Source organism: Aquamicrobium terrae (genome assembly GCF_052978165.1).
Genome location: NZ_JBRKLZ010000001.1, coordinates 1263040 through 1280000 on the forward strand (window position 1 = coordinate 1263040; position 16961 = coordinate 1280000).

14 protein-coding genes, 2 rRNA genes and 1 riboswitch (1 of these 17 running past the window's edge) are annotated in these 16961 nt (G+C 64.1%); of the genes, 8 read left to right on the forward strand and 8 right to left on the reverse strand.

What is annotated here, in order from left to right; genetic code table 11:
• Positions 1-91 precede the first annotated feature (91 nt).
• Positions 92-928, reverse strand: coding sequence for a MurR/RpiR family transcriptional regulator (locus tag ACVCNR_RS06300; protein WP_447074145.1), 837 nt, complete (start codon positions 926-928; stop codon positions 92-94).
• Positions 929-1050: 122 nt separating this feature from the next.
• On the opposite strand from ACVCNR_RS06300, the gene iolG reads away from it, so the two are divergent.
• Together iolG and ACVCNR_RS06310 are read left to right on the forward strand one after the other, a co-directional pair.
• Complete coding sequence (gene iolG / locus ACVCNR_RS06305) at positions 1051-2061, forward strand: inositol 2-dehydrogenase (protein ID WP_447074146.1); 1011 nt, start codon at positions 1051-1053, stop codon at positions 2059-2061.
• Positions 2058-3170, forward strand: a complete 1113-nt coding sequence (locus ACVCNR_RS06310) for a Gfo/Idh/MocA family protein (protein WP_447074147.1) — start codon at positions 2058-2060, stop codon at positions 3168-3170. The genes iolG and ACVCNR_RS06310 overlap by 4 nt, the downstream gene beginning before the upstream one ends.
• 4 nt (positions 3171-3174) lie before the next feature.
• On the opposite strand, the gene ACVCNR_RS06315 is transcribed toward ACVCNR_RS06310, so the two are convergent.
• Positions 3175-3990, reverse strand: coding sequence for a DUF481 domain-containing protein (locus ACVCNR_RS06315; RefSeq protein WP_447074148.1), 816 nt, complete (start codon positions 3988-3990; stop codon positions 3175-3177).
• Between the two features lie 7 nt (positions 3991-3997).
• The gene (locus ACVCNR_RS06320) at positions 3998-5446 is read right to left on the reverse strand and encodes a metal-dependent hydrolase family protein (protein ID WP_447074149.1); all 1449 of its coding nucleotides are present in this window, start codon (positions 5444-5446) and stop codon (positions 3998-4000) included.
• Positions 5447-5589: 143 nt separating this feature from the next.
• Between ACVCNR_RS06320 and ACVCNR_RS06325 the strand changes: the two genes are divergently transcribed.
• The 4 genes from ACVCNR_RS06325 to ACVCNR_RS06340 all read left to right on the forward strand — a co-directional run bounded on the left by ACVCNR_RS06325 (position 5590) and on the right by ACVCNR_RS06340 (position 9510).
• Entirely contained in the window at positions 5590-6252 is a 663-nt protein-coding gene (locus ACVCNR_RS06325) for a response regulator (protein WP_447074150.1), read from the forward strand.
• 89 nt (positions 6253-6341) lie between these two features.
• Positions 6342-6845, forward strand: coding sequence for a thioredoxin family protein (locus ACVCNR_RS06330; RefSeq protein ID WP_447074151.1), 504 nt, complete (start codon positions 6342-6344; stop codon positions 6843-6845).
• A 33-nt stretch (positions 6846-6878) separates the two neighbouring features.
• Complete coding sequence (dsbD, locus tag ACVCNR_RS06335; RefSeq protein ID WP_447074152.1) at positions 6879-8699, forward strand: protein-disulfide reductase DsbD; 1821 nt, start codon at positions 6879-6881, stop codon at positions 8697-8699.
• A 10-nt stretch (positions 8700-8709) separates the two neighbouring features.
• Positions 8710-9510: a TlpA family protein disulfide reductase gene (locus tag ACVCNR_RS06340; RefSeq protein WP_354197598.1), complete on the forward strand. Its 801-nt coding sequence runs from the start codon at positions 8710-8712 to the stop codon at positions 9508-9510.
• Between the two features lie 2 nt (positions 9511-9512).
• On the opposite strand, the gene ACVCNR_RS06345 is transcribed toward ACVCNR_RS06340, so the two are convergent.
• On the reverse strand, positions 9513-10883 hold the full coding sequence (locus tag ACVCNR_RS06345; protein WP_447074153.1) for an ATP-binding protein: 1371 nt from the start codon (positions 10881-10883) through the stop codon (positions 9513-9515).
• 259 nt (positions 10884-11142) lie between these two features.
• On the opposite strand from ACVCNR_RS06345, the gene ACVCNR_RS06350 reads away from it, so the two are divergent.
• Positions 11143-11814, forward strand: coding sequence for a DsbA family protein (locus ACVCNR_RS06350; RefSeq protein ID WP_447075650.1), 672 nt, complete (start codon positions 11143-11145; stop codon positions 11812-11814).
• A gap of 19 nt (positions 11815-11833) precedes the next feature.
• Complete coding sequence (locus ACVCNR_RS06355; RefSeq protein ID WP_447074154.1) at positions 11834-12544, forward strand: L,D-transpeptidase; 711 nt, start codon at positions 11834-11836, stop codon at positions 12542-12544.
• A 95-nt stretch (positions 12545-12639) separates the two neighbouring features.
• Here ACVCNR_RS06355 and ACVCNR_RS06360 read toward each other — a convergent pair whose 3' ends face one another.
• The 4 genes from ACVCNR_RS06360 to ACVCNR_RS06375 form a co-directional block, all read right to left on the reverse strand.
• Complete coding sequence (locus ACVCNR_RS06360; protein ID WP_447074155.1) at positions 12640-13305, reverse strand: TenA family protein; 666 nt, start codon at positions 13303-13305, stop codon at positions 12640-12642.
• A 3-nt stretch (positions 13306-13308) separates the two neighbouring features.
• Positions 13309-13956 carry a TenA family protein gene (locus tag ACVCNR_RS06365; RefSeq protein ID WP_447074156.1) on the reverse strand — a complete coding sequence of 216 codons (648 nt, stop codon included), beginning with the start codon at positions 13954-13956 and terminating at the stop codon, positions 13309-13311.
• 89 nt (positions 13957-14045) lie between these two features.
• A riboswitch (TPP riboswitch) is annotated at positions 14046-14160 on the reverse strand.
• Between the two features lie 233 nt (positions 14161-14393).
• A 5S ribosomal RNA gene (gene rrf, locus ACVCNR_RS06370) occupies positions 14394-14508 on the reverse strand.
• 198 nt (positions 14509-14706) lie between these two features.
• Positions 14707-16961, reverse strand: a 23S ribosomal RNA gene (locus tag ACVCNR_RS06375) (it continues 559 nt past the right edge of the window).

Genomic DNA, 16961 nt, shown 5'->3' on the forward strand with positions numbered 1-16961 from the left:
CCTCCTCCGGAAGCCGGTGCATGCGCAGCGACCCCGGACGCCCCGAGATCATAAATGACATAATTATTCTATTTTTTTCAAAAAGCAACTTTCATTTTCTATTTTCATGCCGGCGCCGATGCGCGCCGACGGCGACCGACAGCGCCATGGCCAGCGTCAGCGCCGCCGAGAGCGAGCGGAAAGCACCGACATCGATCTCCGACACGAACAGCCTGACCGCATCGAGCCTCGCCAGCGGGCTGGTGGGCAGATCGGTCAGGGCGACGATGTCCAGCCCCTGCCGTTCCGCCTCCTCGGCAAGCTCCACCGTGTCGGCCGTGTAGGGCGCGAAGCTGATGGCGATCATCGCGTCGCCTTGGGCCAGCAAATTGTCGAGCTTCAGATTGCCGACGCCGCTGTGCAGGATGGCGGGAATGCTCATCTTCTCGAAGGAATAGGCGAGATAGGAGGCGACCGGAAACGCCCGGCGGTTGCCGACCAGGTGGATGGTGCGCGCGCCCGAAAGCATCCCTACCGCCTGGTCGAGCAGGTCGGGGTCGATGGTGCGGGCGAGATTCTCGATGGAATTGCGGCCGGCCTCGGCGAATTCGGCCAGAAGAGCCGCCGGCGTGTCGTTGCCGCTGTCGCGCAGCTTGGTCAGCCGCGTCGCATAGTTCGGCCATTTCTGGGCATATTCCTCCCGGAACAGCTTCTGCATGTGCGAGAAGCCGGAAAAGCCGAGCTCCTGGCAGAAGCGCATGAAGGCCGAGGGCGGCACATCGGCCGCCTCCGCCAGTTCGGCCACGGTCGACACCGCCACCTTGTCGGGATAGGCCGCGACATAGTCGGCGCATTGCCGCAGCCGCTTGGGCAGGTCGTGGCCGTCGCGCCGCAGCCTTTCATAGAAGGCTTCGACGGTGTGCGGCGCGCCTGCTTCGTCGTGGTCCATCGCTTGCTCCTTGACACGATCCATCTTCCGTGATTTTGGAATTTTTATTCTAATTCACTCAGGCGGGCAATGCCGGAGCGTTTTGCATGGAACCGGCGGCGCCCAGTTTGTCGAGGGCAGGCATGACGATCAGTTTCGCTCTTCTTGGCGCCGGGCGCATCGGCAAGGTCCATGCGCAGGCCATTGCCTCCAACCATGACGCCCGGCTGGCGGCGGTTGCCGATCCGGTGCCGGAAGCCGCCAACGCGCTTGCCAGGCAATATGGCTGCGCGGTGCGTTCCATAGAGGATATCGCCCCCGACAAGAGCATCGACGCGGTCGTCATCTGCACGCCGACCGACACCCATGCCGACCTGATCGAGCTGTTCGCCCGCGCCCGCAAGGCGATCTTCTGCGAAAAGCCGGTCGATCTTTCCGTGGCGCGCGTGCGCGCCTGCCTGAAAACGGTGGAAGAGACCGGGGCCAAGCTGATGGTCGGCTTCAACCGCCGCTTCGACCCGCATTTCCGCGCCGTGCGGCAGGCCATCGACGAGGGCCGCATCGGCGCTGTCGAGATGGTACAGATCGTCTCGCGCGACCCCGGCCCGCCGCCGCCCGCCTATATCGCCTCGTCGGGCGGCATCTTCCGCGACATGACCATCCACGATTTCGACATGGCCCGCTTCCTGCTGGGCGAGGAGATCGAGAGCGTCTTCGCCACCGCCTCGGTGCTGGTCGATCCCGAGATCGGCCGGCTGGGCGACTTCGACAGCGCCTCGCTGGTGCTCATGACAGCCTCCGGGCGGCAATGCAGCATCTCCAATTCGCGCCGCGCCACCTATGGCTACGACCAGCGCATCGAGGTGCATGGCTCGCTGGGCGCCGTTTCGGCACAGAACCAGCGGCCGGTCTCGGTGGAACTGGCCACCGCCGACGGCTACCGCCTGCCGCCGCTGCACGATTTCTTCATGACCCGCTATACGGAAGCCTATGCGGCCGAGATCGCCGCCTTCATCGCCGCCATGGTCGGCGGCCAGACACCCTCGCCCTCCGGGGCGGACGGACTTGCGGCGCTGCTTCTGGCCGAAGCGGCGCTGAAATCCGTGCAGGAAGGCCGTGCCGTGCGGGTGACGGAAGTGGACAGCGGCGCATGAGCGACATCGGCATCGGGCTGATTGGCACCGGCTTCATGGGCAAGTGCCATGCACTGGCCTATGGCGCGGTCAAGGCCGTGTTCGGCGACGTGCCGACACCACGGCTGGAACTGCTCTGCGACACGCCGTCGGGCAAGGCGTCCGCCATGGCCGATCAATTCGGCTTTGCCCGCTCGACCGACGACTGGCGCGCGCTGGTCACCGATCCGGCCATCGATGTCGTATGCATCACCACGCCCAACAAGCTGCATGCCACCATAGCCATCGCCGCCCTTGAAGCCGGCAAGCACGTCCATTGCGAAAAGCCGATGGCACTGACGCTGGACGAGGCCCGTGCCATGACGGAAGCCGCCGAAAAAAGCGGCCGGCGCACCATTGTCGGCTACAATTACATCCGCAACCCCGCCTACCAGCATGCACGGCGGCTGATCGGCGAAGGCGCCATCGGCCGCCTCATCCATTTCCGCGGCTTCGTCGACGAGGACTATCAGGCCGACCCGGACCTGCCGTGGACATGGCGGGCGACCAAAGCGGAAGCCGGGCTCGGTGCGCTGGGCGACATGGGCTGCCACATGCTGTCCATGGCCATCGGCCTGATGGGACCCATAAGCAGCGTCATCGGCGACATCCGCACGGTGCATGAAACGCGCCCCTCCCCCGAAAGCGGCGAGCGCCGGCCGGTCGAGAATGACGACATCGCCTCGGCCATCCTCACCTTCGCAGACGGCCAGCAGGGCCTGTTCTCGACATCGCGCTCAGCCTGGGGCCGCAAGAACAGCATGATCTTCGAGGTGCATGGCACACAGGGCATGATCCGCTTCGATCAGGAACGCATGAACGAGTTGCACCTGTTCCAGAACAACGGTCCTGCAGCCGAACAGGGGTTCAGAACCATTCTCACCGGTCCCTCGCACCCGCCCTATGGCAACTTCACGCTCGCCCCCGGCCACCAGCTCGGCTTCAACGACCTCAAGACCATCGAGGCGGCCGAATTCCTGCGCGCCATCGCGGCCGGCACGGAAGCCTGGCCGTCGTTCAGGGAGGCGCTGGCCATCGAGGAGGTCATCCACGCCATCGCCGCCTCGAACGGGCGGCGCATCGACCTGTGAGGTTTCAGAACCGGTAGGTCAGGCCGAGCACGGGACCGTGCAGCGTCGTGTCGAAGACGTGCCCGTCATGGTCGTAATCGACGCTCAGCACCTTGTAGCCGACCGATGCCGACAGGTGGTCCGTGAACGTATAGTTGAACGTCGCCAGCGCCTGGTAGGTGAATTTCGAGCCGACGTCGAAGCCGCCGACATCGGCCTGCATCTGGAAGGACAGCTTGTCGGTCAGGCCGTGGAACAGGCGCGCGCCGACCACCGGATCGACCCAGCCGAAGCTTTCCTTGTGCGAGGCAGAAATGAAGCCCGCATCCACCGTCACCTTGTTCGAAACATGCCAGATACGCACGCCGCCAAGCAGGTCGAGCGTGGTGCCGGGCACGTCGAACACCCTGTAGCCGGCCGCCAGCGTGGAAGTGAACTGCTTGGTATCGACATCGACGTCCGCGCTCGCCACCGGCGGCAGACCCGGCAGCTGGGGTATGTTCCCGAAACTGTGGCTGTCCGTCGTGCTGGTGTACATGATGTCGCCCGAGAACACGAAGCGGTCGTAGCGGCCCCAGACATTGATGAAGCCGCCGAAATTGAGATCGTCGAGGATATCGCCGAAATCCTTCTCGACGGGAATCGTCGGCGCCCGCCGGAACGGCGAGATATCGCCTTTCAGACCCGCCGCCCACATATAGGGCGTGACTTGGAAGGCCCACAGCGGCCGTTCCGCCTCCACGGCCACAGGCTGCGCCACCGGCGGCAGCACATCGGCGGCGAGCACGGACCCGGTCAGGGCAAGAAGGGCGGCAAACCCCGCGGTCGTTCTCATCATCATGGCGGCGTCAGGCTCCGAGCGTGTTCTTGTGGATGCGCCCATCCTTCATGATGAGCTTCATGGTGTTGTCCGGATCGGCGACCACCGAAATATCCTGCAACGGATCGCCCTCCACGACCAGAAGGTCGGCCATGGCGCCGGCCTCGATCACGCCGAGCTTGCCCTGATAGGGATTGCGCGGACCCGACAGCGCCAGCAGTTCGGCGTTGCGGCCGGTGGCCAGGGAAAGCACTTCGTGATTGTCGAACCAGCGGGCGATCTTGGCCAGGTGCCGGCCCTGCGCGGCCGTACCCTTGGGGTTGAACAATATGTCCGTGCCCCAGGCCATGTTGACGCCATGCTTCTTGCCGAGCTCGAAGGCGCGGACCGTGCCTTGCGAAACTTCAAGGCGTTTCTGCTGCTGCTCCGGCGTGCTCCCGGGGTTGGAATCCTCGTCCGCGAGGAAAGGTTGCAGGCTCCACCACACGCCGGCATCGGCCATGCGGCGCACCGTGTCCTCATCCGCCAGTTGCCCGTGCTCGATGCTTTTCACGCCGCAGTCCAGCGCCCGCCTGATGCCGGCCGAGGTGTAGACATGGGCGCACACATAGGTGCCCCAGTCGGAAGCGGCATCGACGGCGGCCCTCATCTCGGCCTCGGTGAATTGCAGCGAATCCAGCGGGTCGAACACCGAGGTGACGCCACCGCCCGCCATGATCTTGAGCTGGCTGGCGCCCAGCATGAGCTGTTCGCGGGCGCGGCGCAGCACCTCCGGCACACCATCGGCAAGGGCCGAGATGCCTGACACCTCGGTGGCGCTCAAATTGCTTTGCGTGCTGCGCGGCAGGTCGGTGCGCATGCGGAAGTCGCCATGGCCCGAGGTCTGCGAGATCATGGCGCCGCTCGGATAGATGCGCGGGCCTGCCATCCGGCCCTCGTCGATCGCGCGCTTGAGCGCAAAGGAAGGTCCGCCCACATCGCGCACCGTGGTGAAGCCGCGCATCAGCGTTCGCTCGGCCTCCTGCGCGGCAACCAGATGGACATAGGGAACGTCCGCCGTCATCGCCGCCACCTGGTTGATTCCGGCCAGAATGGTGTGCCAATGGGCATCGATCAGCCCCGGCATCAGCGTCCGCCCGCCGCAATCGATGATTTCGGCATCGGCAACGGTTTCGCCCTGCCCGACCAGATCCTCGATCCGGTTGCCCGACACCAGCACGTCGCGCCCCTCCAGGTAGGCGGCGGACTTGCCGTCGAACACCTTGAAGTTCTTCAGCAGAACCGGCTTGCCATCGGCGGCGAAGGCCGGCAGCCCCACCGCCATGGTGCCGACCGCACCGGCGATGCCGCGCAGGACGGAACGCCGCGACATGCCGCCATCGATCCGCGCATTGATCTCGGCCACCAGCGGGCTTTGGCACAGGCAGCCGAAGCCATGCGTCAAATGGCTGTATTTCTTCCCGAAATTGATGCCCACACCCGTCTCCCCGAAACTGAACAAGCAAGGCGACGATAATCGATTTGCCGCCCATTGCAAAACCGGTTCGTCGGCGCCGGCCTTTGCTTAAGACTGCCTTAAGGCCTATCGACAAAGCGCGGACATTCACGTGGAAGGAAAAGATGCGGCTGCTGATCGTGGAAGACGACGACATCCTGCGGGACGGCCTGAAGGTCGGCCTGTCCCTGGCCGGCTTCACCACCGATGCCGTCGCCACCTGCGAAGGCGCGCTGGCCGCGCTGGAGGCGAACCGCTTCGATGCCGTGGTGCTGGACCTGATGCTGCCCGATGGCTCCGGGCTCGACGTGCTGAAATCGCTGCGGACCGCCCGCGACGAAACGCCGGTGCTGATGCTCACGGCGCGCGACGCCGTTGTCGACCGCATCGCCGGGCTCGACACCGGCGCCGACGACTATCTGGGCAAGCCCTTCGACCTCGACGAGGTAGCGGCGCGGCTCCGGGCACTCACACGGCGCTCCACCGGCCGTTCCAGCGCAGAGCTGCGCTGGCGCGACGTGACGCTGGTGCCCGCCAGCCGGCTTGTCGAGCGGGCGGGCCGGCAGGTCCGGCTTTCACGGCGCGAATTCACCATCCTCCAAGCGCTGATGAGCCATCCCGGCGCGATCCTTTCCAAGGCCCGGCTCGAGGACAAGCTCTATGGCTGGCAGGAAGAGGTGGAGAGCAACACGGTGGAGGTGCACATCCACCATCTGCGCGCCAAGCTGGGGGCGGGTCTCATCGAAACGGTGCGCGGGCTGGGTTATCGCCTCGGTCCGGAGCCCTGAGCCCTGTGCCCGCAAGAAGGCTTTAAGCCTGACTTAAGCTTCGCAACCCAAGCCCGCCAAATCCGATGCGTAAAAAAGAGCGAAGTTCCATGCAGGACAGGTTTTCCCATGCCGGCGACACAGCAAAAGCCCCTGCCCCCGTCTGCCGTCCGCTGACCCGCCGCACCTTGCTGCTCGGCTTGCCCCTGCTTGCGGGCGCGGGCCTGCTTGCCGCCCCCGCACCCGCCGCCACCTATCTGGTTGAAAGCCTGCCCCAATATCAGGCAGCCCTTGCCGATCTGTCGCAAAGCAAAACGGTGGCGCTTGTCGATGTCGGGGCCGAATGGTGCGCCTTCTGCAAGGTCATCGACACGAAGATCCTGCCCGACGAACGGGTGGCGAAACTGATGCAAAGCTACGGCCTGATCAGGATCGACGTCACCGCCATGACTGATGGCCATCGCGCCCTGTTGCGGCATTTGCGGGTCGACGGTCCGCCGACCGTCTTCATCGTCGATGCCGCCAGCGGGGGTGAGCACGAAAACACCCGCTCGGTCGGCAATTTTTCGACCGAGAACTTGATAGCCCGGCTAAAACCCTTTGCCGGTCGATAAGCCTATCCGCGAAGTGAGCACGAGAACGTCGTTTTGAGAAAAATCACACTTGCCCTCTCGGCCCTGCTTTTCCTTGTCGGCATCCTTCCCGCCGCTGCACAGCAATCGGACCTGCTACAGGCCGATGAGGCATTCAGGCTGACGGCCGCGCCGGCGCGGCAAGGTGGCGTGACCTTCGAATGGAAGATCGCCGACGGCTATTACCTCTATCGCGACCATATCGAGGCCAAGAACGCCGACGGCGAAGCGCCCGTGGCGCTCGAAACCACCGAGGGCACCCGGGAAGACGACCCGAATTTCGGCGTCTCGGAAGTCTATTACAGAACCGCCTCGGCCCACCTGCCGAAAGGCGACGCATCCGAAATCCTGCTGACCTACCAGGGCTGCAAGAAGGATTCGATCTGCTACCCGCCCGAAACGCGCGCGGTGAACCTCGAGACACTCGAGATCAGGACCGCCGGCTCCGGTCTCGGCCTGTTTGCGCCGCCCTCGGAGGAGCCCGCGCAGGCGGCAGGCGCAGCCGACACCGGCGGCTTCCGTCTGTCGCAGGATGCTGCCTCGGGCGGCATGGTCGCCTCGCTTCTGGCCAATGGCGGGGCGTTGTGGGTGGTGGCGAGCTTCCTGGCCTTCGGCCTGCTGCTCGCCTTCACGCCCTGCGTGCTGCCCATGTATCCGATCCTGAGCGCCACGCTCGCCCGCTCCGGCGAAACGCTGACGCCGCGCCGGGGTTTTGCGCTGTCGCTCGCCTATGTGCTGGCCATGGCCACGGCCTTCGGCCTGCTCGGCGTTGCCGCCGCATGGTCCGGCCAGAACCTCCAGATCGTCCTGCAATCGCCCTATGCGGTCGGCGCCGTGGCGGCGATCTTCTTCATCCTCGCGCTGTCGATGTTCGGGCTGTTCGAGATCCAGCTTCCGTCAGCCTGGGTCAGCCGCGTCGCCGGCACCGGCGGCGGGCTGCGCGGTTCGCTGGGCGGCGCGGCAGCCATCGGCTTCACCTCGGCGCTGATCGTCGGCCCCTGCGTCACCGCCCCGCTGGCGGCCGCCCTGCTCTACATCGCCCAGACCGGCGATGCCGCTCTGGGCGCGGCCGCACTGTTCGCCCTCGGGCTGGGACAAGGCCTGCCGCTGATCGCCTTCGGCACCTTCGGCAGCCGCGCCTTGCCCAAAACCGGCGGCTGGATGGACCATGTGAAATATGTCTTCGGCTTCGTGCTGCTCGGCATGGCCGTGTGGATGGCCTCGCGCCTGTTGCCCGCTCCCGCCACTCTGGCATTGTGGGCCGCTTTGGCGATGGTGGCGGCCGTGTTCGTCGGGGCCTTCGATGCGTTGGGCAGCGATGCAACTGCCGGACGTCGGCTGCGCAAGGGTACCGGCATGGTGCTTGCCCTCTATGCCCTGATCCTCGGCGTCGGCGCCGCATCCGGCGGCAGCGATCCGGCCCGGCCGCTGGCGCATATCGTCCTGTCCCGACAAACGGCGGAAACGGGGGCGCTCGGCTTCGCCAACATCTCCGCCGCGCCCGAACTGCAAAGCGTGCTCGCCACCGCTTCCTCCGAGAAGCGGCCGACGCTGGTCTATTTCACCGCCGACTGGTGCGTGACCTGCACCGGCATCGAGCGTGATGTCCTGCCGGCCGCGCAGGTCGCCGACAGCCTCGCCGGCTTCCGCCGCATCAAGGTCGACCTGTCGCGGCTCGACGAGGCCAACCAGTCCCTGATGCGGGACCTCGCGGTGGTTGGCCCGCCGACGATGATCTTCTTCGGAACCGACAAGGCAGAGATCGACGGCACCAGGCTGGTCGGCGAGATCGAGGTGAAATCACTGGTGGCTTCGGCGACCCAGGCCGGGAAATAAGGACCGCAGGATGAACGCCTTCACCATCGGGCCGCTGATGTTCTCGGCCGAGCGCCTTGCGGCAGTGCTTGCCATTTTCACCTTCCTTGCCGGGGCCGAGCTTCTGGCCCGCACGGTCGACCGGCGCTTTGCCGGCTGGTCGTGGCGCGCCGCGCTCGCCTTCTTCCTCGCCGCCCGTATCGGCCATGTGATCCGCCATTTCGACAGTTTCGCGGCCGAGCCGTGGCGCGTGCTGGCCGTCTGGCAGGGCGGCTTCATGATCCCGGCCGGCATTGCCGCCGTGGTGATCGTCACGCTCCTCCATCTGCGCCGCCACCCCGGACTGCTGCTGTGGACGCCGGTTCCGGCCGCGGCCGCCGCCTTCATGGCCACGCTGGTCATCCAGCTCACCGCCGGCGTACCGCCGACCCCCTTGCCGTCCGGCCCCTACACCGCGCTTGGGGGAACCACGGTGACGCCTTCGGCCCTCACCGGCAAGCCGATGGTCGTCAACCTGTGGGCGTCATGGTGCCCGCCCTGCCGGCGCGAAATGCCGATGATGGCCGATGTCGCCGCCAGCAATGGCGACGCCACCTTCCTGTTCGTCAACCAGGGTGAGGATGAAGGCACCGTGCGGTCTTATCTCGAAAGGGAAGGATTGGCGCTCGACCCGGTGCTTCTCGACGGGCTGAGCCGGTTTTCGCGCCACTATACGACGCCCGGCCTGCCGGCGACCTTGTTCATCGGCCCCGACGGGCAGTTGCGTGCCGTCCACATGGGCGAGATTTCCCGTGAGGCGCTTCTGGCCGGCATCGGCAAGCTGAGCGAGTAGATTCAGGCAGCGGCCGCAAGCCGCCTCGCCTTGCCGGCGGGTACAACGATGCCGGCGGCAAGCCCGCCCTGATCCCTGTTGCGCATGTCGAGCCGCGCACCGGCATGTTCCAGCGCCGTCTCCACGATGCTGAGGCCGAGCCCACTGCCCGCCGCCGAGCGGAAGCGGCCACGGAAGAAGCGTTCCGTCACCCGCGGCAATTCCTCTTCCGGAATGCCCGGTCCCGCATCCTCGATCCAGATCGTGACTTCATCGCCGCTCTCTCCAAGCCGGCAGGAGACCTGGCTCCCCGCAGGCGAATGATGCAGCGCATTTTCCATGAGGTTGCGGGCGGCCAGCCGGAACGCTTCCGGCGGCATGGTGATCCGGAGGCCGGCCAACGCCGGGTCTATGACAATGGCGGCGGACCCGGCCGTATGGGTAGCCAGCTCGTCGGCGACCGACCGCAGCAGAGGGCCGGCCTCGAAGGGCTCTTCGGCGGCAGGCCCGGCCCCGGCTTCCAGCGCGGCGATATCCAGCAGCTGCCGCACCAGGCGCCCGGTCCGGTCGACCCCGGCCACGATCTGGGAAAGCGCCTTTTCCCGGATCGCCGGGTCGGCGCTCGCCAGCGCAATCTGCGCCTGTGTCTTCAGGCCGGACATCGGCGTGCGCAATTCATGCGCGGCGAAGGCGATGAAGTCGCGCTCGCGCTCGCGCGCCTCGGAGACGCGCCGGAACAGCGCATTGATCGCCTTCACCACCGGCTGCAACTCGCTCGCCGCGCCCGGAGCCTCGATGGAGCCGAGATCGGAAGCCGGCCGCGTGGACAACTCCCTGGCGATGCGGCTGAGCGGCGTCAGCCCCCGCCCGACGCTCAGCCAGATCAGCCCCGCCAGTACCGGCAGGATAAGCAGCGCCGGCAGCAGCACGCCGGCAATGACGTTGTTCACCAGATGATCGCGGAAATAGACGCGATCGCCGACCATCACCCGCACCCCGGCTTCGGGATTGTCCACCGTATAGACGCGCCAGGTCTCGCCATCGATGACGGCGTTGGAAAAGCCGGGGGCCTTTTCCGACAGCTTCGCCTGCGGCGCTCCGTCCGACTGGCTGAGCAGCGTGCCTTCCAGCGACCATATCTGGCAGGAAAGCTGGCGGTTGTAGGCGGAGTGCGGCTCCGTCGCGATCGGCGGCACGATCGCATCCCCGGCCGTGGCAAGGGCGCGCCGCGTCACCATGGAGTTGACCATGCGCGCCGCCTCCATCAGCCGCGCGTCGAGCACCCGCTCGAGCTGCGAACCGGTGGAAAAGTAGATCCACTTCACCGCCGAAAGCCACACCAGCCCGGTGATCAGGATCAGGATCGCGAACAGTCGGGTTCGCATGGAACGCATAAGCCTCGTCTCCGCTCGCCTCGCCGCCTGTTCGGCGGCATGACGGTTTCCCTGCCTCATGCCGGCGCCTTAAGGCAATCTTAAGAAAGGGAGCGCCGGCTGCCCGAACGGAAGCTGTGCGCTGTCTGCAACACCGGATTTTTTACGTGTACGCAGGCTTTCCTTTTGCCCTTAAGCCTGCCTTAAGGTCCACCAAACCCTGTCGGCCCGACCAGCAGAAATCGAGGCCGTTTCCATGTCGATCACCCCGCACCGGATCATGCCGCAGCTCGCGAACATCGGTTCTTCCGAAACCCATGGCCCCACAGCGCTCAACCGCCGCGCGGCACTGGCGCTGACGGCGCTGGCGGCGGCCGGCATCGTCACCCCGGCGCAGGCATCCGCCGACGACGGGCTCAGCACCGAGATGATCCTCAACGATCCGGCGGACCCGAAGGCCGGCAACGCCAAGGGCGATGTCACCATCGTTTATTTCTTCGACTACAACTGCCCGTTCTGCAAGAAGACGGTCGATCCGCTCAACAAGGTCGTGCGTGCCGACGGCAAGGTGCGACTGGTCTACAAGGATTGGCCGATCCTCACCTCGGCCTCGATCTACGGCGCCAGGCTGGCGCTGGTGGCCCACCGCCAGGGCAGGTACGGCGAGGCCCATCATGCGCTGATGGCCATCAAGGGCGGCAGGGTCGAGGAAGACAGGATGCGCAAGGCGGTGGCCGGAGCCGGGCTCGACATGGCCCGGCTGGAGCATGACATGAAGGCGAAGGACGCCGAGATCACCGCCCTCCTGCAGCGTCATGGCGCGCAGGCCGACGCGCTCGGCCTTGCCGGCACCCCGGTCTTCCTCATCGGCCCCTTCCTCGTCGCCTCCGCGCTCGACGAAGCGGGCTTCCGGCAGGTTATCTCCGACGCGCGAGCGCGCGACAGCAACTGATACGAAGGACTTCAGGCATATGACCGACGCAATGGACGAGCGGCCGGCACGGCGCGTATGGACTGCGCTGGCGCTTCTGGCCTGCATGGGGCTGGGCGCCTGCGCCACATCTTCCGAGATGACCGTGACCAGCCCTGCGCCCGCGCCGCCTGTGGCCGAGCCCGCGCCCGCGCCGGTCGAACAGGCTTCGGTCACGCCGCCGCGCTATGGGCCGCGCCCCAATGAGCGTTTCCCGCTTCCGCAGGAAGACCTGTCCAAGATCCCGGAAAAATATCACCGCCAGATGGTCGACTATCGCAGCGACTATGCGCCTGGCACCATCGTCGTCGATCCCGCCAACCGCTTCCTCTACCTCGTCCAGGCCAATGGCAAGGCGCTGCGCTACGGCGTCGGCGTGGGTGCCGCCGGGCGCGGGTTCAGCGGCGTCACCGATCTCGCCTGGAAGCAGGAATGGCCGCGCTGGCGCCCGACCGACTCGATGATCGCCCGCGCGCCCGAGCAGTACAAGAAATATGAGAACGGCGTCGAAGGCGGCCCGACCAATCCGCTCGGCGCGCGCGCGCTCTACCTGTTCAAGGACGGCAAGGATACCTACTACCGCATCCATGGCACCAACCAGCCGAACAGCATCGGCAAGGCGGTTTCGGCCGGCTGCATCCGCATGTTGAACATGGACGTCGTCGACCTCTATCAGCGTGCCCGCCCCGGCTCAAAGATCGTCATCCTCTAAGCAGTCGCGAAAAAGGCGCGGCGGCTTTGCGGCAACGACATGCCTCCCGCCAGAAAACTCCCCGGCCGAAACCGCTGCCGGGGAGGTTTTTCGTGTCAGCCTCGGGCGGCATCCAGCCCCATCTGCCAGAAATCCGCCTCCAGCCGCGAGGCCTTGCCGAACAGGGCGGCAAGCTCCCCGAAACGCCGCTCCGTCATCGAGCGCGCCGCCAGATCGTCGAGCAGGTTGCGTGAACCGACGGCAAGCTGCTGGAATGCATCCCCGGCATATTCGCCGATCCATTCACGGTACGGGTGGTCTTTCAGTGCGGCGACGCCGTTTGGCGCCAATGCCTTGCCGATCTCGGCATAGCCGATGACACACGGCGCGAGCGCGACATGGAGGTCCAGCAGGTCGCCGGCCGCGCCGCAGTCGAGCACGAAACGGGTATAGGCGACGGTTGCCTGATGCTCCGGCACGGAGTGGAGTTGCTCGGGCAAGAGCCCCCAGCGCCCGCACAGCCGCACATGCAGCTCCGTCTCGTCGAGTATGCCGGAAAGCCCCGCCTGCGCCGCCCGGATTTCGGGAATGGTGCGGCTCTTGTAAGCCGCGAGCGCCCAGGCGCGCGAGAACTGGATGAGGAACAGATAGTCCTGCACCAGATAGGCCCGGAACGCCGCCTCGGGCAGCGTGCCCGCGCCGAGCTGCCACACGAATTCATGACCGACATAGCTCTGCCAGTCAGCGGCGGCAGCCTGCTTCAGCCGTTCGAACACATCCATTGCTTACTCTCCACTCTCATAGGCTGCATCGAAGAACGCCAGTTCCAGCGCCACGGCACGCGAGAAGAAATCGCGGCTCGTCTCCGATTCCGCCGGCCCGACACGGTCAAGCTCGGCGCGCAGGAAAGCCACGAAATCCCGGAAATCGGGATTGTCGTGCAGGGTGATCCACTCCGCGTGGACGAAGTTTCGCGGCAGCGGCGCCAGCGCCTTCATGGCCCAGTCGAGATAGAGCCATTCGGCGACATTGAGCACGGCAAGTGCCGCCGCATAGGAACGCGTGGCCGCCGCCTCGCGCATGATCGACTTGAAACCGGTGGTGGGCTGCGTGTCGGCAATGGCCGCCCGCTGCTTTTCGCTGACGCCGAGCGCGTCGAACGCGCGCAGGAAGTAGGTGTTCTCCTCCCCCGACACCATGCCGATAAAGCGCCCGAAGCGCAGCCGCGCCTCGAAACTGTCGCTGGTGGCGATGGCCGCGCCCAGCAAGGTCAGGAAGCTGTCGAGAAAGCGGTGGTCCTGCACGAGATAGGAGGCCATTACCTCGTCGGGCACCATGCCCTGAAACAGTTCCTGGACGAAGCGGTGCTCGACCGCCCGCGTCCAGGCCGGCTGGCTTTCTCGTTTCAAGGTTTCGGTGAAGCGTTCGGTCATCGTGCTGTCCTTTCGTGGATGACAGCGAGACCGTCTGTTTCAGGCTTTGTTTCTGGCATGGGCGGCCTCGCAAGGAGGCCGGCAAAAGGCAGCTTGAAATTCGCCATCCCTTCGCCGGCATGATCCGGATCAGGTTCGAAGGGTCACCGCGCTGCTTGCGCCAGCGGTCTCTCAGCCCCTTGCGGGACTCCCCTTGGTGAGATCGTCTTTTAGGAAATAAGGATTGGCCTGTCACCCCTCGCCTCGCTTCAACGGCAAAGGGTCCACCAAATTTTCAGAGAGGGGCAGCGGGACTCCCCCTGTCCGGTCAACTCCACGAGGCGTGGCAGCCACAGCCTCGCCGCAAACGCAAAACGCCGCCCCGAAGGGCGGCGTTCCGAAATCAGGAAAATGAGCTGTTCTGGATGACGATGAGAAGATTTTCATGCGTTTAGCAGACCTGGCAGCGACCTACTCTCCCGCGTCTTGAGACGAAGTACCATCGGCGCAGGGGCGTTTCACGGCCGTGTTCGGAATGGGAACGGGTGCAGCCGCCCCGCCATGACCACCAGGTCGGCAAAGCGCATGTTATCTGAGAAGCTGTTTTGTGCTGATGTTTTGCGTGTCTGCCTTGATCGCCTTTCAGCCGTCAGGCTGCAAGGTCGACCGACCGTCGGCGCTTGTGCGCCGCGCCCGCGCAGCGCCGCCCGAAGGGCGGAACCAGCGTGAGCGATAACAGACATCGCGCAGCGATGAACATTAGGAATGAGAACGATCAAGCCGATCGAACTATTAGTACCGGTAAGCTTCAAGCGTTGCCGCTCTTCCACACCCGGCCTATCAACGTGGTCGTCTTCCACGGTTCTTGAGGGAATACTCGTTTTCAGGTGGGTTTCCCGCTTAGATGCCTTCAGCGGTTATCCCGTCCGTATATAGCTACCCTGCTATGCGGCTGGCGCCACAACAGGTCCACCAGAGATACGTCCATCCCGGTCCTCTCGTACTAGGGACAGATCCTGTCAATATTCCTACACCCACGGCAGATAGGGACCGAACTGTCTCACGACGTTCTGAACCCAACTCACGTACCGCTTTAAATGGCGAACAGCCATACCCTTGGGACCTGCTCCAGCCCCAGGATGCGATGAGTCGACATCGAGGTGCCAAACAACCCCGTCGATATGGACTCTTGGGGGTCATCAGCCTGTTATCCCCGGCGTACCTTTTATCCGTTGAGCGATGGCCCTTCCACACGGGACCACCGGATCACTATGACCGACTTTCGTCTCTGCTCGACTTGTCAGTCTCGCAGTCAGGCAGGCTTATGCCATTGCACTCAGCGAACGATTTCCGACCGTTCTGAGCCCACCATCGCGCGCCTCCGTTACTCTTTAGGAGGCGACCGCCCCAGTCAAACTACCCACCATACATTGTCCCGGACCCGGATGACGGGCCGCGGTTAGACATCCATAGTAATAAGGGTGGTATTTCAAGGGTGGCTCCACCAAGGCTGGCGCCCTGGCTTCAAAGCCTACCACCTATCCTACACATGCCACTACGAATGCCAATGTAAAGCTATAGTAAAGGTGCACGGGGTCTTTCCGTCTAACCGCAGGAACCCCGCATCTTCACGGGGAATTCAATTTCACTGAGTCTATGCTGGAGACAGCGGGGAAGTCGTTACGCCATTCGTGCAGGTCGGAACTTACCCGACAAGGAATTTCGCTACCTTAGGACCGTTATAGTTACGGCCGCCGTTTACCGGGGCTTCGATTCAAAGCTTGCACCTCTCCTCTTAACCTTCCGGCACCGGGCAGGCGTCAGACCCTATACGTCGCCTTGCGGCTTCGCAGAGCCCTGTGTTTTTGATAAACAGTCGCTACCCCCTGGTCTGTGCCACCCTCTTACGGTTGCCCGCAAAAGGGTCACGCTTCTTCCGAAGTTACGCGTGCAATTTGCCGAGTTCCTTCAGCATAGTTCTCTCAAGCGCCTTGGTATACTCTACCAGTCCACCAGTGTCGGTTTCGGGTACGGGCTATAAGGAGGAGCTATTTCCCGGGACCGCTTCACTGCCAGGATCAATCCGATAAGACCTGACAATACACGCGATCCGTCACTACCTCCAGGCTCACGAATATTAACGTGATTCCCATCGACTACGCCTTTCGGCCTCGCCTTAGGGGCCGGCTAACCCTGCTCAGATTAACTTTAAGCAGGAACCCTTGGACTTTCGGCGGGGGAGTCTCTCACTCCCCTTACGTTACTCATGTCAGCATTCGCACTTCTGATACCTCCACCGCCCCTCACGGGTACGGCTTCATCAGCTTACAGAACGCTCCGCTACCGCTCGTGATTGCTCACGAACCCTAAGCTTCGGTGTATGGCTTGAGCCCCGTTACATTTTCGGCGCAAAGACCCTTATTTAGACCAGTGAGCTGTTACGCTTTCTTTAAATGATGGCTGCTTCTAAGCCAACATCCTGGTTGTTTTGGGATCCTCACATCCTTTCCCACTTAGCCATAACTTGGGGACCTTAGCTGTAGGTCAGGGTTGTTTCCCTTTCCACGACGGACGTTAGCACCCGCCGTGTGTCTGCCGACTAGTACTCCCCGGTATTCGGAGTTTGGTTAGGATCAGTAAGACGGTGAGTCCCCATAGCCCATCCAGTGCTCTACCCCCGGGGGTATTCGGTCGACGCTCTACCTAAATAGATTTCGCGGAGAACCAGCTATTTCCGAGTTTGATTGGCCTTTCACCCCTAGCCACAAGTCATCCCGAACTATTGCAACAGTTATGGGTTCGGTCCTCCAGTAAGTGTTACCTTACCTTCAACCTGCTCATGGCTAGATCACTCGGTTTCGGGTCTAATGCGTCGAACTGAACGCCCTGTTCAGACTCGCTTTCGCTGCGCCTACACCTACCGGCTTAAGCTTGCTCGACACACTAAGTCGCTGACCCATTATACAAAAGGTACGCGGTCACCCTTGCGGGCTCCCACTGTTTGTAGGCAATCGGTTTCAGGTACT

Coding starts and splice junctions, on each gene's coding strand:
- ACVCNR_RS06355 (WP_447074154.1), top strand. CDS start 11,834: ATGACCGACGCAATGGACGAGCGGCCGGCACGGCGCGTATGGACTGCG.
- ACVCNR_RS06350 (WP_447075650.1), top strand. CDS start 11,143: ATGCCGCAGCTCGCGAACATCGGTTCTTCCGAAACCCATGGCCCCACA.
- ACVCNR_RS06315 (WP_447074148.1), bottom strand. CDS start 3,990: ATGATGATGAGAACGACCGCGGGGTTTGCCGCCCTTCTTGCCCTGACC.
- ACVCNR_RS06325 (WP_447074150.1), top strand. CDS start 5,590: ATGCGGCTGCTGATCGTGGAAGACGACGACATCCTGCGGGACGGCCTG.
- ACVCNR_RS06330 (WP_447074151.1), top strand. CDS start 6,342: ATGCAGGACAGGTTTTCCCATGCCGGCGACACAGCAAAAGCCCCTGCC.
- ACVCNR_RS06340 (WP_354197598.1), top strand. CDS start 8,710: ATGAACGCCTTCACCATCGGGCCGCTGATGTTCTCGGCCGAGCGCCTT.
- ACVCNR_RS06360 (WP_447074155.1), bottom strand. CDS start 13,305: ATGGATGTGTTCGAACGGCTGAAGCAGGCTGCCGCCGCTGACTGGCAG.
- ACVCNR_RS06310 (WP_447074147.1), top strand. CDS start 2,058: ATGAGCGACATCGGCATCGGGCTGATTGGCACCGGCTTCATGGGCAAG.
- iolG (WP_447074146.1), top strand. CDS start 1,051: ATGACGATCAGTTTCGCTCTTCTTGGCGCCGGGCGCATCGGCAAGGTC.
- ACVCNR_RS06300 (WP_447074145.1), bottom strand. CDS start 928: ATGGACCACGACGAAGCAGGCGCGCCGCACACCGTCGAAGCCTTCTAT.
- ACVCNR_RS06365 (WP_447074156.1), bottom strand. CDS start 13,956: ATGACCGAACGCTTCACCGAAACCTTGAAACGAGAAAGCCAGCCGGCC.
- ACVCNR_RS06345 (WP_447074153.1), bottom strand. CDS start 10,883: ATGCGTTCCATGCGAACCCGACTGTTCGCGATCCTGATCCTGATCACC.